Origin of the sequence: Streptomyces rhizosphaerihabitans, assembly GCF_025399795.1 — a bacterium.
GTDB lineage: Bacteria > Actinomycetota > Actinomycetes > Streptomycetales > Streptomycetaceae > Streptomyces > Streptomyces rhizosphaerihabitans.
Genome location: NZ_JAODTZ010000040.1, coordinates 12,807 through 26,609 on the forward strand (window position 1 = coordinate 12,807; position 13,803 = coordinate 26,609).

Sequence of the window (13,803 nt, forward strand, 5' to 3'; positions counted from 1 at the left end):
GGCCTGTCGGAGACAAGCCGCATGGTGCCCGAAAAATCGTAAATGTCGCGCTATCTTGCTTTGAGTGATCCAGGCCATCGGACTGACCAGCAATACCCGCGAGGCGCGTCCGCCCGCCGTTGACGACGTGTCCTTCGAGGCGCCCGCGGGTCGCGTCACAGCGCTTCTCGGAGCCCCGGGCGCGGGCAAGACGACGGCGCTGAAGCTGATGCTCGAACTCCAACAGGGTCGTGGAATCACCTACTTCCGAGGTAGGCCGCTGCATCGGACCGCCCATCCCTCGCGTGAAGTCGGCGTGCTCATGGGCGAGGTGCCGGGACATCCCGCACGCACGGTTCGCGGCCAGCTCCGCATGCTGTGCGCCGCCGCCGGAGTACCCGTGCGCCGGGCGGACGAGGTCCTCGAAGTGGTCGGGCTCGTCGGCCTCCGCGACGAGCGCCTGGGCACGCTCTCCCGCGGCATGGACCGGCGGCTCGGACTGGCCTGCGCGCTCCTGTCCGACCCGCACACCCTCGTGCTCGACGACCCCGCGGACGGACTGTCCGTCAGGGAGGGCCGCTGGCTGCACGGAATTCTGCGCGCACACGCGACACAGGGCGGCACGGTGCTGTTCGCCACGGGCGACCCAAGAGAGGCCGCGCGAACCGCCGACCGGGTCGTCACGCTGGAGCAGGGCCGCCTCGTCGCCGACCAGGAGGCCGCGGAGTTCGCCCGCACCCGGCTCCGGCCCCGGGTCGCCGTCCGCAGTCCGCACGCCGCGCGTCTCGGCTCCCTCCTGACCAAGGAGGCCCGCACGGCGCAGCGTTCCGTCGAAGTCGTGCGCGAGGAGGGCAACCGGCTCTCGGTGTACGGCAGCACCTGCGCCGACGTCGGCGAGACGGCCTTCCGGCACGGCATCCTCGTACACCAACTCGCGGACGAGACAGGTGACATGGGGCCCGCGCCGACCACGTCCGAGGAGGAGGCGGAGCCTCCGGTCGATGAGCCGCTCCCCTCCGGGACACCGGCCGCGAACGACCTTTCCGCCCTTCCGCCGCCCATCGCCGTACGCCAGGCCCGGAGCCCGCTGCGCCCCCTGCGCTACGAACTGCGCAGAGCCGCCGGTGTCGGCACCGGTTACCTCACCGCGGCCGCCGTTCTCATCACCTCGGTCGTCCTGTCGGTCCTCCTGGCCAGAATCGGTCACACGCCCCAGCCGCGGCTGCTGGCCGCGTGGCCGCGGGAACTCCCGCTGCCGCCCGCCGCGCTCGGCGCCGGGCTGCTGGGCGCCGTCGCCTTCGGCGAGGAGTTCCGTCACCCCGCCCTGGCCGCGGACCGCGGCACCGTCCCGCGTCGGCTGGGGCTGCTGACCGCCAAGCTCCTCGTCGCCTCGGCCACCGCGCTGATGCTGGCGTTCCTCGCGGTGGGATGCGACCTCGAAATGCTCTACCTCGTCTACGGGCGGGAGCTCACCGGAGTTCCATCGGACTGGCTTTCGCTGAGCGCGAGTTGGTTCGGCCTCGTGGTGGGCTGCGCGTGGGCGGGCGTGCTGGCGGCCGGCATCTTCCGGTCCACCGCCGCCGGGCTCGCGGCGGTGCTCGCCGTGCCGGTCGCCGTCGTACCGCTCGTACAAAAGGTCTTGCAGGGGCCGCCTGTGCGGTCGGCGGCCGGGTTCCCGGAGCGGCTTCGGGAACTGGTTCTCATGCAGTGGCCGTTCGGCGGGGAGCGCTACCTGGCGGCCGGTGTGCGCGTGCTCGCCCAACCTGTGGGCGGGGCCCTGATGTTGTCGCTGGCCGCCCTGCTCTGCGCATATCTGCTCACCACCCTGCGGAGCCGGGTCCGATGACGTGACGACCGTCCGCAACCTTCCGTTCCCCCTGTGCGCACAACTCCCCGAAGAACGCCCATTTCTTTCCGATAAGGCGTCAATTGCGACGGGGTGAGCGATCACCCTTTCGTGTGCTTTTCACCAAAGACCTCAAGGGAGTTGGAGTCGACGCCGACAAAAGACCCGTGAGTACCCTTGCGCAGACCATGATGACCGCCGCCCGTTCCTCAGACTCCGGCCTGGCCGGACCGGGTGAACTCGACCGTTACCCCTACACCGACGCTTCCGGTGTCGACCGCGTGGGCCCCCCTGTGTGGGAGAGCGCCGAGCCGGAGCTCGGCCGCGTCGGCCGACGCGGCGCCGGCAGCCGCGGACGCGGGCTGCACGGCCAGCTCGTCCAGCAGCTGGGCCAGATGATCGTCTCCGGAGACCTCGGCGCGGACCGCCCGCTCGTGCCCGAGGAGATCGGCCAGCGGTTCGAGGTCTCCCGGACCGTCGTCCGTGAGTCGCTCCGTGTCCTGGAGGCCAAGGGGCTGGTCAGTGCCCGCCCGAACGTCGGCACGCGTGTGCGTCCCGTCAGCGACTGGAATCTTCTCGACCCGGACATCATCGAATGGCGGGCCTTCGGACCGCAGCGGGACGACCAGCGGCGCGAGCTGAGCGAGCTTTGCTGGACCATCGAGCCGCTCGCCGCCCGCCTCGCGGCCGGACACGGGCGCGAGGAGATCCAGCAGCGGCTCGGCGACATGGTCGAGATCATGGGCCACGCCATGTCGCAGGGTGATTCCCTCACCTTCTCGCGGGCCGACGCCGAGTTCCATTCGCTGCTCATCCAGCTCGCGGGCAACCGGATGCTGGAGCACCTCTCCGGGATCGTGTCGGCGGCGCTCCAGGTCTCCGGCGGCCCGGTCACCGGCTGTGACCGGCCGAACGACGCCTCGCTCGGACACCATGCCCGCATCGTCGACGCCCTTGCGGCCGCCGACGGCGCGGCGGCCGAGACGGCCATGCGCCAGCTCCTCACCGTCCACCCCGAGGTGGAGCGTGTCGTGCCCGCGCCGCGCGAGCACTGATCGCGCACCGAGGGGGACGCGGTCCGGAGTGTGTGCGCGTCCGTGGCGTCGCCCGGCCGACGAACCAACGCTCGTCGGGACCCCACCGAATCCCTCGTGGATTCGGTGGGGTCCCGACGGCGCGACCGGGCGGCGGATCATGATCTGACCTGGTCTGACATGATCTGCCATCTTTTGGGCGCTTACGGGGTGTGACTCGGGCCACGCAGATTGGGCGTAACGCTCTTCGGGGCAGCGCGATGACCTAAGAGGTGATAGCCGAGGAGGGAATACAGACGCCATGTGTGGCGCTGTGTATCTTCCCGGCCCCCGCCCGCGCCGTCGGCCCATCCCCAGTCGGCGGTCGTCGGTTCCTGTCCATAATGGACGGGGCCGGAAGCCGTTTTCCAACGTTCCGAGAGGTTGTTCGTGTCGGCCAGCACATCCCGTACGCTCCCGCCGGAGATCGCCGAGTCCGTCTCTGTCATGGCGCTCATCGAGCGGGGAAAGGCTGAGGGGCAGATCGCCGGCGATGACGTGCGTCGGGCCTTCGAAGCTGACCAGATTCCGGCCACTCAGTGGAAGAACGTACTGCGCAGCCTCAACCAGATCCTCGAGGAAGAGGGTGTGACGCTGATGGTCAGTGCCGCGGAGCCCAAGCGCACCCGAAAGAGCGTCGCAGCGAAGAGTCCGGCCAAGCGCACCGCCACCAAGACGGTGGCGGCCAAGACGGTGACTGCCAAGAAGGCCACTGCCACCGCGGCTCCGGCTGCCCTCGCCGACGATTCGGCCGAGGACGCGTCCGCAGGCAAGGCCGCTGTAGCCAAGAAGACGACGGCGAAGAAGGCCGTCGCCAAGAAGACGGTCGCCAAGAAGACGGCGGCCAAGAAGACGAGCGCCAAGAAGGACGACGCCGAGCTCGTCGACGACGAGGCGGCCGAGGAGACCCCGGGCAAGTCCGGTACCGAGGAGCCCGCCGAGGACGGTGCCCAGGGCTTCGTCCTGTCCGACGAGGACGAGGACGACGCGCCCGCGCAGCAGGTAGCCGCCGCCGGTGCCACCGCCGACCCGGTCAAGGACTACCTCAAGCAGATCGGCAAGGTCCCGCTGCTCAACGCCGAGCAGGAGGTCGAGCTCGCCAAGCGTATCGAGGCCGGTCTGTTCGCCGAGGACAAGCTGGCCAACGCCGACAAGCTCGCTCCCAAGCTCAAGCGCGAGCTGGAGATCATCGCCGAGGACGGCCGCCGCGCCAAGAACCACCTCCTGGAGGCCAACCTCCGTCTGGTGGTCTCCCTGGCCAAGCGTTACACCGGTCGCGGCATGCTCTTCCTGGACCTCATCCAGGAGGGCAACCTCGGTCTGATCCGCGCGGTCGAGAAGTTCGACTACACCAAGGGCTACAAGTTCTCGACGTACGCCACCTGGTGGATTCGTCAGGCGATCACCCGCGCCATGGCCGACCAGGCCCGCACCATCCGTATCCCGGTGCACATGGTCGAGGTCATCAACAAGCTCGCGCGCGTGCAGCGTCAGATGCTCCAGGACCTGGGCCGTGAGCCCACCCCGGAGGAGCTGGCCAAGGAGCTCGACATGACCCCTGAAAAGGTCATCGAGGTCCAGAAGTACGGTCGTGAGCCCATCTCGCTGCACACCCCGCTGGGCGAGGACGGGGACAGTGAGTTCGGTGACCTCATCGAGGACTCCGAGGCCGTCGTCCCGGCCGACGCGGTCAGCTTCACGCTCCTCCAGGAGCAGCTGCACTCTGTTCTCGACACGCTGTCCGAGCGCGAGGCGGGCGTCGTCTCGATGCGCTTCGGTCTCACCGACGGTCAGCCGAAGACCCTCGACGAGATCGGCAAGGTGTACGGCGTGACCCGTGAGCGGATCCGCCAGATCGAGTCCAAGACGATGTCGAAGCTGCGTCACCCGTCGCGTTCCCAGGTGCTGCGCGACTACCTCGACTAGGCCTCGGCCGCACGTCGACGATGGCCCGACTCCCCATGGGGGGTCGGGCCATCGACGTATGCGCGGAGTGCGTGCCTTCGCTCACTGGATCACTCTGGGTGTTCCACGACCGTCCCAGTGTGAGGAGCGCGCATGCGCCGTCCCTACGTCCCGACGCTGGCCCTTGCGGCCGCCGCAGCGGTGATACCGCTGACCTCCCCTGCCCTGGCGTCCTCCGACAGCGTTGTCATCGGAAGTCGTCCGGTCCGGATCTCCGAGAGTCCGTGGACGGTCGCGCTGTCCAGCCGTGACCGGTTCGGGGGAACACGCGCGGGGCAGTTCTGCGGAGGAGTGGTCATCGGTCCGACCACGGTCCTGACCGCGGCCCACTGCCTCGGCGACGACGTGCTGGGGGCGCCGCCGCACCAGGCAGGCGATCTGAAGGTCATCGCGGGGCGCGAGGATCTGATGTCCGGCGAGGGCAAGGAGATCCCCGTACGCGACATCTGGGTCAACCCGCACTACGACAGTGATACCAACGCCGGGGACTTCGGCGTGCTGACGCTTGCGAAGCCGCTGCCGGCCGCCTCCGTGATCCGTATGGCCCCTTCCGGCGATCCGGCGTACGGGCCGGGGACCGCCGCCGTGGTCTACGGCTGGGGCGATCTGACGGGCGGCGGCGACTACGCGAGCAGCCTGCGGGCCGCGGATGTGCACGTGCTGTCCGACGCCTCGTGCGAGCGGGCCTATCCCGGCAGCGAGGCCGGGACCTACGACGCGGCGTCCATGGTGTGCGCCGGGGAGCAGGCGGGCGGCCATGACGCCTGTCAGGGGGACAGCGGGGGGCCGCTGGTCGCCCGGGGCCGACTCATCGGCCTGGTGTCGTGGGGGAGCGGCTGTGGGCGTGCAGGGAGCCCGGGTGTCTACACGCGGGTCTCGGAGGTGGTCCAAGCCCTCGACGCGGGCCGCTGAGAGCTCTTGGCGATGCGGTACGAGTGCGGGCGGCCACTCCCTGTGCCCAGGGGGTGACCGCCCACTCACCGGCCTGTCGCCGGCACCCGCTCGTCGTTGATGCGAAGGGTCAGCGATCTTCGTCGTTGACGCTCTCGGGAACGGACGTGAGCCGCTCCGTCTCGTCCTGTATCTCAGCGGCGATCTTCTTGAGTTCCGGCTCGAACTTGCGACCGTGGTGGGCGCAGAAGAGCAGTTCTCCGCCGCTCAGGAGGACGACGCGCAGATATGCCTGGGCGCCGCAACGGTCGCAGCGGTCAGCGGCCGTCAGCGGGCTCGCGGGGGTCAGAACAGTAGTCACGTCGCCTCTTCTCTAGCTCGACGAGCTGTCGTACCAGGGTCAACATCCAACCAGGCCGAAAACGTTCCCGCTCGCGGCTTTTCCTCGAAATTTTCTTTCGAGCCGGCTGTCTGCTGCCGGTTGGCGGCGAATGAGCCGTATTGCGTGTCTTCGTGTCTGTACGGGTTCGCGCTGTCTGTCGGGGGTCGGTCCTCCCGGCTGGATTGCCGGTTGTTCATGAGGACGTGCCCGGAGCCTAAATGGTTCATGCCTCGAAGGGAACGTGATATGTACTTCACTCCATCGAGGGATCGAACACCCATGCGACCCTGGACTAGTGTGAGTTCATGCGAGGGTGGTGTTACAACGGCTCTACCAGGCCTCGGTACCCTCTGAGCGGCGACCGAAGCCGGGCCCTTACCCAAAAGGGTCTCCCATGAAATTCAGCGAGGAGCGAACCGCGTGACCGCCGAGACGTCCGTGCCGTCCACAGCGCTGCTGACCGGAGCAGACCGGGACGGTTCCAACTACACCGCGCGGCACCTGCTCGTCCTTGAGGGGCTCGAGGCAGTGCGGAAGCGCCCGGGCATGTATATCGGGTCGACCGACAGCCGCGGCCTGATGCACTGCCTCTGGGAGATCATCGACAACTCCGTGGACGAGGCCCTCGGGGGCTACTGCGACCACATCGACGTCATCCTGCACGACGACGCCTCCGTCGAGGTGCGGGACAACGGCCGTGGCATCCCCGTCGACGTGGAGCCCAAGACCGGCCTCTCCGGCGTCGAGGTCGTCATGACCAAGCTGCACGCCGGCGGCAAGTTCGGTGGCGGCTCGTACGCGGCCTCCGGCGGTCTGCACGGCGTGGGCGCCTCTGTGGTGAACGCGCTCTCCGCCCGCCTCGACGTCGAGGTGGACCGCAGTGGTAACACCCACGCCGTGAGCTTCCGCCGTGGCACCCCGGGTACCTTCAAGGCCGACGGCCCCGATGCCGCCTTCGACGCGACAAGCGGGCTGCGCAAGGTCAAGCGGGTGCCGAAGACGCGCACCGGCACGCGAGTGCGCTACTGGGCCGACCGCCAGATCTTCCTCAAGGACGCCAAGCTCTCCCTGGAGCACCTCCACCAGCGCGCCCGCCAGACCGCCTTCCTCGTGCCGGGCCTGACCATCGTCGTCCGTGACGAATACGGACTCGGCGACGGCGGCAGCAAGGGCGAGGAGTCGTTCCGCTTCGACGGCGGAATCAGCGAGTTCTGCGAGTATCTGGCCGCCGACAAGCCGGTCTGCGATGTCCTCCGCTTCTCCGGACAGGGATCCTTCAAGGAGACCGTCCCGGTCCTCGACGACCACGGGCAGATGACTCCGACCGAGGTCACCCGTGAACTGGGCGTTGATGTCGCGATGCGCTGGGGCACCGGCTACGACACGAACCTGAAGTCGTACGTGAACATCATCGCCACGCCCAAGGGCGGCACCCATGTCGCCGGCTACGAGCAGGCCGTCGCCAAGACGATGAACGAGGTCCTGCGGGCCAAGAAACTGCTGCGGGTCGCCGAGGACGACATCGTCAAGGACGACGCGCTGGAGGGCCTCACGGCCGTCGTCACCGTGCGTCTCGCCGAGCCGCAGTTCGAGGGCCAGACGAAGGAGGTCCTCGGAACCTCGGCCGCCCGCCGCATCGTGACGAACGTGGTGACCAAGGAGCTCAAGGCGTTCCTGACCTCCGCGAAGCGGGACGAGGCCGCGCAAGCGCGGGTCGTCATGGAGAAGGCCGTCGCCGCCGCTCGTACGAGGATCGCCGCCCGTCAGCACAAGGACGCGCAGCGCCGGAAGACGGCTCTGGAGTCCTCCTCGCTGCCCGCCAAACTCGCCGACTGCCGCAGTGACGACGTCGAGCGCAGCGAGCTGTTCATCGTGGAGGGAGACTCCGCGCTGGGTACGGCGAAGCTGGCACGGAACTCCGAGTTCCAGGCGCTGCTGCCGATTCGGGGCAAGATCCTCAACGTTCAGAAGGCGTCCGTGACGGACATGCTGAAGAACGCCGAGTGCGGTGCGATCATCCAGGTCATAGGGGCGGGTTCCGGGCGGACCTTCGACATCGACGCGGCGCGCTACGGGAAGATCATTCTTCTCGTCGACGCCGATGTGGACGGCGCGCACATCCGGATTCTGCTGCTGACGCTGTTCCAGCGTTACATGCGGCCCATGGTCGAGGCGGGGCGCGTGTTCGCGGCGGTGCCGCCGCTGCACCGGATCGAGCTCAGTCAGCCCAAGAAGGGGCAGGACAAGTACGTCTACACGTACTCGGACCGTGAGCTGCGGGAGACGGTGCTGGAACTGCAGCGCAAGGGTGTGCGCTACAAGGACTCGATCCAGCGGTACAAGGGTCTCGGTGAGATGGACGCCGATCAGCTGGCCGAGACGACGATGGATCCGCGGGTCCGGACGCTGCGCCGGATCAACATCTCCGACCTGGAGGCATCCGAGCAGGTGTTCGATCTCCTGATGGGGAACGATGTGGCTCCGCGCAAGGAGTTCATCTCCAGCTCGGCTGCGACGCTGGATCGGTCGCGGATCGACGCGTAGCCCTCCGGGCGTCTTCGGGCGCTCGGTTCGTTGTGGGTCGGGGCCGTGCCGATGCATCCGCCCGTCGCCGCCGGATCAGACGTGAGTTTCCGTGAGTTTCCATGGGAACGGCTGCTCGATCCGAACGTAGGCGACGGGTACGAGATGTACCGGCACGGCCCGTTCCGCCGACGGATCCCGCGGGCGGAATCGCGGTTTGGGCTCAGCCCCTCCCGCCCACGCTTCGGCCGCCGGCGGAGACTCCCGCCCGGTTTTCGACTGCGGGGCAGGATTCAGTCCCTCCGGCGTTTGAGGAGCGGGGCCTGGGGCGCGGAGCCCCAGGCGTGGGAAGGGCCGGGGCGAAGGGGGCGAGAGTCTCGGGGGCAGCCCGCTCGCCGCTCGATGTGTGGGGTGGCGCTCCACCCGTGGGTGGACGGATGAGGGCGTGGGGGATCCACCCACGATCCACCCGGGCTCCGATCTGCCGAGGACGCGATTTCCGTAGCGTCGATGGTGTCGGCAGCGCTCGCTGCGGACACCCGCTTCTCGCTCACGGAGGCCGTGCATGTCCGGGCTCATCAATGCTGTGGTGATCGTCGCCGTTGCCGTTGTGGTCATCGCGCGCCAGTTCCGTGCGCGCCGGATCAGTTCGGACAGGCGCTGGTGGATCGTGCCCGCCGTTCTCGGCTTCATGGCACTGCGCGACCCCGGAGTGATCGGCCCGCACCACCGGGTCGAGGCGTCCCTCCTGCTGGGCACGGAGCTGGTGACAGCGCTGGCCCTCGGAGCCGGATGGGCGTGGACGACCCGGATATGGACGGAGCCGGACGGCGCCGTGTGGAGCAAGAGCACCAAGGCCAGCGGGGCCATCTGGATCGCGGGCATCTGTCTGCGCCTGGGTCTGTTCGGCATCGGTGCCCTGCTCAGTGTGCACCAGAACTCCTCCGCCCTGATGCTCGGCCTCGCGGCCACCCTGCTGGTCCGTTCCGGGGTGGTGACCTGGCGGGCGCAGTCCCTGCAGCCGACGGCGATGGGACAGGGCCCGGCGTACGGTGACGGCGTGGGCCGGGTCCTGCGGAAGGAGCGTCTGTGACGGACAACGCCTGGACGCGCTGGCCCTCCCGTGAGGCCCTCTCCCGAATGGGCGTGCACACGGCCCGCCGTGCGCTCAGCCGGTTCACGCGCGCCATCGTCCTCGCCATGCTCGTCGCGACGACGTTCACGAACACGGAGCTGAACGGTTGGGCGCTCGCCGGAGGCATCACCGGAATCGTGGCGTGCGGGTTCCTCGCCTGGGGGTTCTGGCGCACCACACTGGAGCATCGCCTGCTGCCGTCCCTGGTGCTGCTCACTCTGCTGCTGGCGATCGCGGCCGTGGGGCAGAGTGCGGGCTTCCGGGTTCCGGCAGTCGTTCTGTGGTGCGGGTGTGCCGTCAGCGCCATCGAACGGCTGCCCCTCGCGGCGGCGTTGCCCGCCACCGCGGTGGCGCTGAGCGCGTACGCGGCGGTCAACAACGACGTCTGGCTGACCACCGCGGCCACCACCGTGGGGCTCGCCCTCGCGGGGTATGTGCTGCGTCTCGACGCGGAAGCACGGGGAAGTGCGCAGCGGCTGCTGGCTCAGGAGCGCGCGGCCCGCGTGGCCGAGGCGGAATCGGCGGCGCTCGCGGAGCGCGCACGGATAGCGCGGGAGATCCACGACGTCCTGGCGCACAGTCTCTCGGCTCAGCTGGTGCACCTGGAGGCGGCGCGGCTGCTCATCGAGAGGGGAGCGGACCGGGAGATCATCCTTGAACGGGTCGTGGCGGCACGGGGAATGGCCCGCGAGGGGCTCGCGGAGACGCGGCAGGCACTCTCCGCGCTCCGGGGCGAGATGTCTCCGCTGGAGGACTTCCTCGGCGAACTCGTCACTACCGCCGAGGGTGCCGACGTCACCGTGACGGGCGAGCGTCAGCCGCTGCCGGCGGAGGCCTCCCAGGCGGTGCGCAGAGTCGCGCAGGAGGCGCTGACGAACGTACGCAAGCACGCTCCGGGTGCCAGGATTCACATCCGGCTGGACTACGGCGAGCACGAAGTCACGCTGGATGTACGGGATTCGGGTGGAAAACCGGGCGAGCTCAGCGGTTCGGGAGCCGGGTACGGTCTGCTGGGCATGCGGGAACGCGCCGAGCTGCTGGGCGGCTCGCTGGATGCCGGACCGGGCGAAGAGGGGTTCGTGGTGACGTTGAAGGTGCCGGTATGACCGAGCAGGCGGAGGGCAGGAGGCCGGCGCGGGTCGTGGTCGCGGACGATCAGACGGTCGTGCGCGAGGGCATCGTGATGCTGTTGGGGCTGCTGCCGGGGATCGAGGTCGTCGGAGCGGCCGGCGACGGGGCTGAAGCGGTGGCGCTGGTGGCCGAACTGGCTCCGGACGTCGTGCTGATGGATCTGCGCATGCCCCGCTGTGACGGGGTCGAGGCGACCCGGCGCATCCGTGCCGAGTACCCGGGGACGCAGGTCGTCGTGCTCACGACGTACGCGGACGACGAGTCGTTGTTCCCCGCGCTCCGCGCCGGAGCCCGTGGCTATCTGACCAAGGACGCGGGAGGCGACGAGATCGTGCGGGCCGTGGAGAGCGTGCTCTCCGGGGACGCGGGGCTCTCGCCGAGCATCCAGCGACGGCTGCTGGAGCGGCTGTCGGATCCGGAACCGGAGCCACGCCCGCCCGCGGAGGCGCCGGACGGGCTCACCTCGCGCGAGACCGAGGTGCTCCTGCTGATCGCCGAGGGTCTCAGCAACCATGAGATCGCCCGCAAGCTGCATGTGTCCACGGCCACCGTGAAGACACACATCAACAATCTCTTCGCCAAGACGGGTCTCAAGGACCGCGCGCAAGCGGTCCGTTACGCCTATGGCAAAGGTCTCGTACGGCCGCCCGCGGGATGAAGTCACCTGATGGGGTGAAGAGCGCGGAGAGAGGAGTCCAGGAGCCTTCCGATCTGCACATCCTTGGGCACGCGGCCGAAACGGGTCGCGGACAAGGAGAGTTCGGTGGACAAGCACGACGGCGGCGACACCGGGGAGGTCCGGTTCGACGATCCCTGGTACGACGCGCTCGCTTCCGGCTGGGGTGAGTTGGACGGTACGGGTGCGCTCGCTCCCACCGTGCCGGCCGCCCGCTCGGAGCACGAAGGACGAACGGGCGGGGCGGCCCACGTCTATCTGGAGGTGCAGCGCAGTGCCGCCTTCCGGGAAGTGCGCGCCAGGTACCGCAGGTTCGTGATCCCGGCCGTCGCCGTCTTCTTCCCCTGGTACGTGGGCTATGTGGTGACCGCGACCACCGCGCCGGGGTTCATGGCGCGTCCCGTCGCCGGTGCGGTGAACGTGGCACTGCTCGCGGGACTCGGGCAGTTCCTCACGACGTTTCTCTTCGCGTGGGCCTACGCACGGCACGCGCGGCTGCGCAGGGACCGGGCCGCGCTGGAACTGCGCTGGGACACCCAGGAGATGACGCGGAACGCCAGGGGTGGTGAGCGGTGAGCGGCCACCATCAGACCCTGGCGCTGCTGCTGTTCAGCGCGTTCGTCGCGGTGACACTGGCGATCACGACGTGGGTGAGCCGCAACCGGCATGGCTCGGCCGAGGAGTTCTACGCGGGCGGCCGGTTGTTCTCGCCGATGGAGAATGGATTTGCCCTCTCCGGGGACTACATGTCGGCTGCTTCCTTCCTCGGTGTCACGGGACTCATCTCCCTGTACGGCTACGACGGGCTGCTGTACGCCGTGGGCTTCCTTGTCGCCTGGCTGGTCGTCCTGTTCCTGGTCGCCGAATTGGTGCGCAACTGCGGGCGGTTCACGCTCGCCGACGTCGTCGCGGCCCGGATGGACGAGCGGCCGGTGCGGATCGCCGCCGGAACTTCCTCGGTGGTGGTGTCCGTTCTGTATCTGGTGGCACAGATGGTGGGTGCGGGCAGCCTGGTCTCCCTGCTGCTGGGAGGCACGAGCGACGCGGCGCGCAACTGGACGGTGATCGGTGTCGGCGCGCTCATGGTGATCTATGTGTCGATGGGAGGGATGCGGGCGACCACCTGGATTCAGATCGTCAAGGCGGTTCTGCTGATCGGCGGGGCCGTCGTGCTCACCGTGCTGGTCCTGATGCGGTTCCACGGGGACATCAACGATCTGCTGCGTTCGGCCGCGCGGCGCAGCGGGCACGGTACGGCCTTTCTCGCGCCCGGGTTGAAGTACGGCGGTGACTGGACGGCGCGCTTCGACTTCATGAGCCTCGGGCTCGCCCTGGTGCTCGGCACCGCCGGGCTGCCGCACATCCTGTCGCGCTTCTACACCGTACCGACGGCGCGAGCCGCGCGACGCTCGGTCGTGTGGTCGATCGGGCTCATCGGCGGCTTCTACCTGATGACGATCGTGCTGGGCTTCGGCGCGGCCGCTGTCGTCGGTCCCGAGGCGGTGCGCGGATCGAACGCAGCGGGGAACACCGCGGTTCCGTTGCTGGCCCTCGATCTGGGTGGCGGAGCCGACTCCACGGGCGGAACCGTTCTGTTCGCGGTCGTCGCCGCCATCGCCTTCGCCACGATTCTCGCTGTCGTCGCCGGAGTCACCCTCGCGTCCTCGGCCGCCGTGGCCCATGACCTGTATGCCTCGTTGCGCCGCCGCCGTGCGAAGCCGCACGGCGAGGTCGCCGTGGCGCGCGTCGCGTCGGTCGGCATCGGCGTGATCGCCATCGCCCTCGGCCTCCTCGCCCGCGATCTCAACGTGGCCTTCCTGGTCGGTCTCGCCTTCGCGGTCGCCGCGTCCGCGAACCTGCCGGTGTTGCTGTACTCCCTGTTCTGGCGGTCCTTCACGACGCGCGGTGCCGTATGGGCCGTATACGGCGGCCTGGTGCCCTCGCTGCTGCTCGTGCTGCTGTCGCCGGTGGTGTCGGGCAGCCCCGAATCACTGTTCCCGGGCGTAGATTTCCAGTACTTCCCGCTCCAGAACCCGGGCCTCGTCTCGATCCCGCTGGGCTTTCTCGTCGGCTGGCTCGGGACCGTCACCTCGTCGGAGCCGCCGGACGAGGCCAAGCACGCCGAGATCGAGGTCCGCGCGCTCACGGGCGCCGGGGCCGTCTGAGGGCCCCTGAGCGGCGTACGTGAGCGCTCTGGGGCGG

General features: G+C 69.1%; 11 protein-coding genes. 10 read left to right on the forward strand and 1 reads right to left on the reverse strand.

The window, feature by feature from the left end:
- The first annotated feature begins 64 nt into the window (after window positions 1-64).
- From N4G66_RS31380 to N4G66_RS31395, 4 genes are all read left to right on the forward strand, one after another.
- Window positions 65-1,825 carry an ABC transporter ATP-binding protein gene (locus tag N4G66_RS31380; protein WP_261707645.1) on the forward strand — a complete coding sequence of 587 codons (1,761 nt, stop codon included), beginning with the start codon at window positions 65-67 and terminating at the stop codon, window positions 1,823-1,825.
- Window positions 1,826-1,992: 167 nt separating this feature from the next.
- On the forward strand, window positions 1,993-2,880 hold the full coding sequence (locus N4G66_RS31385) for a FadR/GntR family transcriptional regulator (RefSeq protein WP_261707646.1): 888 nt from the start codon (window positions 1,993-1,995) through the stop codon (window positions 2,878-2,880).
- Window positions 2,881-3,288: 408 nt separating this feature from the next.
- Complete coding sequence (locus N4G66_RS31390; RefSeq protein ID WP_261707647.1) at window positions 3,289-4,824, forward strand: RNA polymerase sigma factor; 1,536 nt, start codon at window positions 3,289-3,291, stop codon at window positions 4,822-4,824.
- 132 nt (window positions 4,825-4,956) lie between these two features.
- Window positions 4,957-5,775, forward strand: a complete 819-nt coding sequence (locus tag N4G66_RS31395; RefSeq protein WP_261707648.1) for a serine protease — start codon at window positions 4,957-4,959, stop codon at window positions 5,773-5,775.
- Window positions 5,776-5,884: 109 nt separating this feature from the next.
- On the opposite strand, the gene N4G66_RS31400 is transcribed toward N4G66_RS31395, so the two are convergent.
- A complete protein-coding gene (locus N4G66_RS31400) occupies window positions 5,885-6,115 on the reverse strand; it encodes a DUF7455 domain-containing protein (RefSeq protein ID WP_103549626.1) in 231 nt (76 codons plus the stop codon).
- Between the two features lie 441 nt (window positions 6,116-6,556).
- Between N4G66_RS31400 and N4G66_RS31405 the strand changes: the two genes are divergently transcribed.
- The 6 genes from N4G66_RS31405 (at window position 6,557) to N4G66_RS31430 (ending at window position 13,766) form a co-directional block, all read left to right on the forward strand.
- A complete protein-coding gene (locus tag N4G66_RS31405; protein ID WP_261707649.1) occupies window positions 6,557-8,680 on the forward strand; it encodes a DNA gyrase/topoisomerase IV subunit B in 2,124 nt (707 codons plus the stop codon).
- Window positions 8,681-9,224: 544 nt separating this feature from the next.
- Window positions 9,225-9,752 (forward strand): CcdC protein domain-containing protein, encoded by a 528-nt coding sequence (locus tag N4G66_RS31410; protein WP_261707650.1) that lies wholly within the window; start codon window positions 9,225-9,227, stop codon window positions 9,750-9,752.
- Complete coding sequence (locus N4G66_RS31415) at window positions 9,749-10,900, forward strand: sensor histidine kinase (protein WP_261707651.1); 1,152 nt, start codon at window positions 9,749-9,751, stop codon at window positions 10,898-10,900. The genes N4G66_RS31410 and N4G66_RS31415 overlap by 4 nt, the downstream gene beginning before the upstream one ends.
- Window positions 10,897-11,583, forward strand: coding sequence for a response regulator transcription factor (locus N4G66_RS31420; protein WP_261707652.1), 687 nt, complete (start codon window positions 10,897-10,899; stop codon window positions 11,581-11,583). The genes N4G66_RS31415 and N4G66_RS31420 overlap by 4 nt, the downstream gene beginning before the upstream one ends.
- A gap of 105 nt (window positions 11,584-11,688) precedes the next feature.
- The gene (locus tag N4G66_RS31425; RefSeq protein WP_261707653.1) at window positions 11,689-12,177 is read left to right on the forward strand and encodes a DUF485 domain-containing protein; all 489 of its coding nucleotides are present in this window, start codon (window positions 11,689-11,691) and stop codon (window positions 12,175-12,177) included.
- Window positions 12,174-13,766: a solute symporter family protein gene (locus N4G66_RS31430; RefSeq protein WP_261707654.1), complete on the forward strand. Its 1,593-nt coding sequence runs from the start codon at window positions 12,174-12,176 to the stop codon at window positions 13,764-13,766. Before N4G66_RS31425 ends, N4G66_RS31430 begins: the two co-directional genes overlap by 4 nt.
- The last annotated feature ends 37 nt before the right edge of the window (window positions 13,767-13,803 follow it).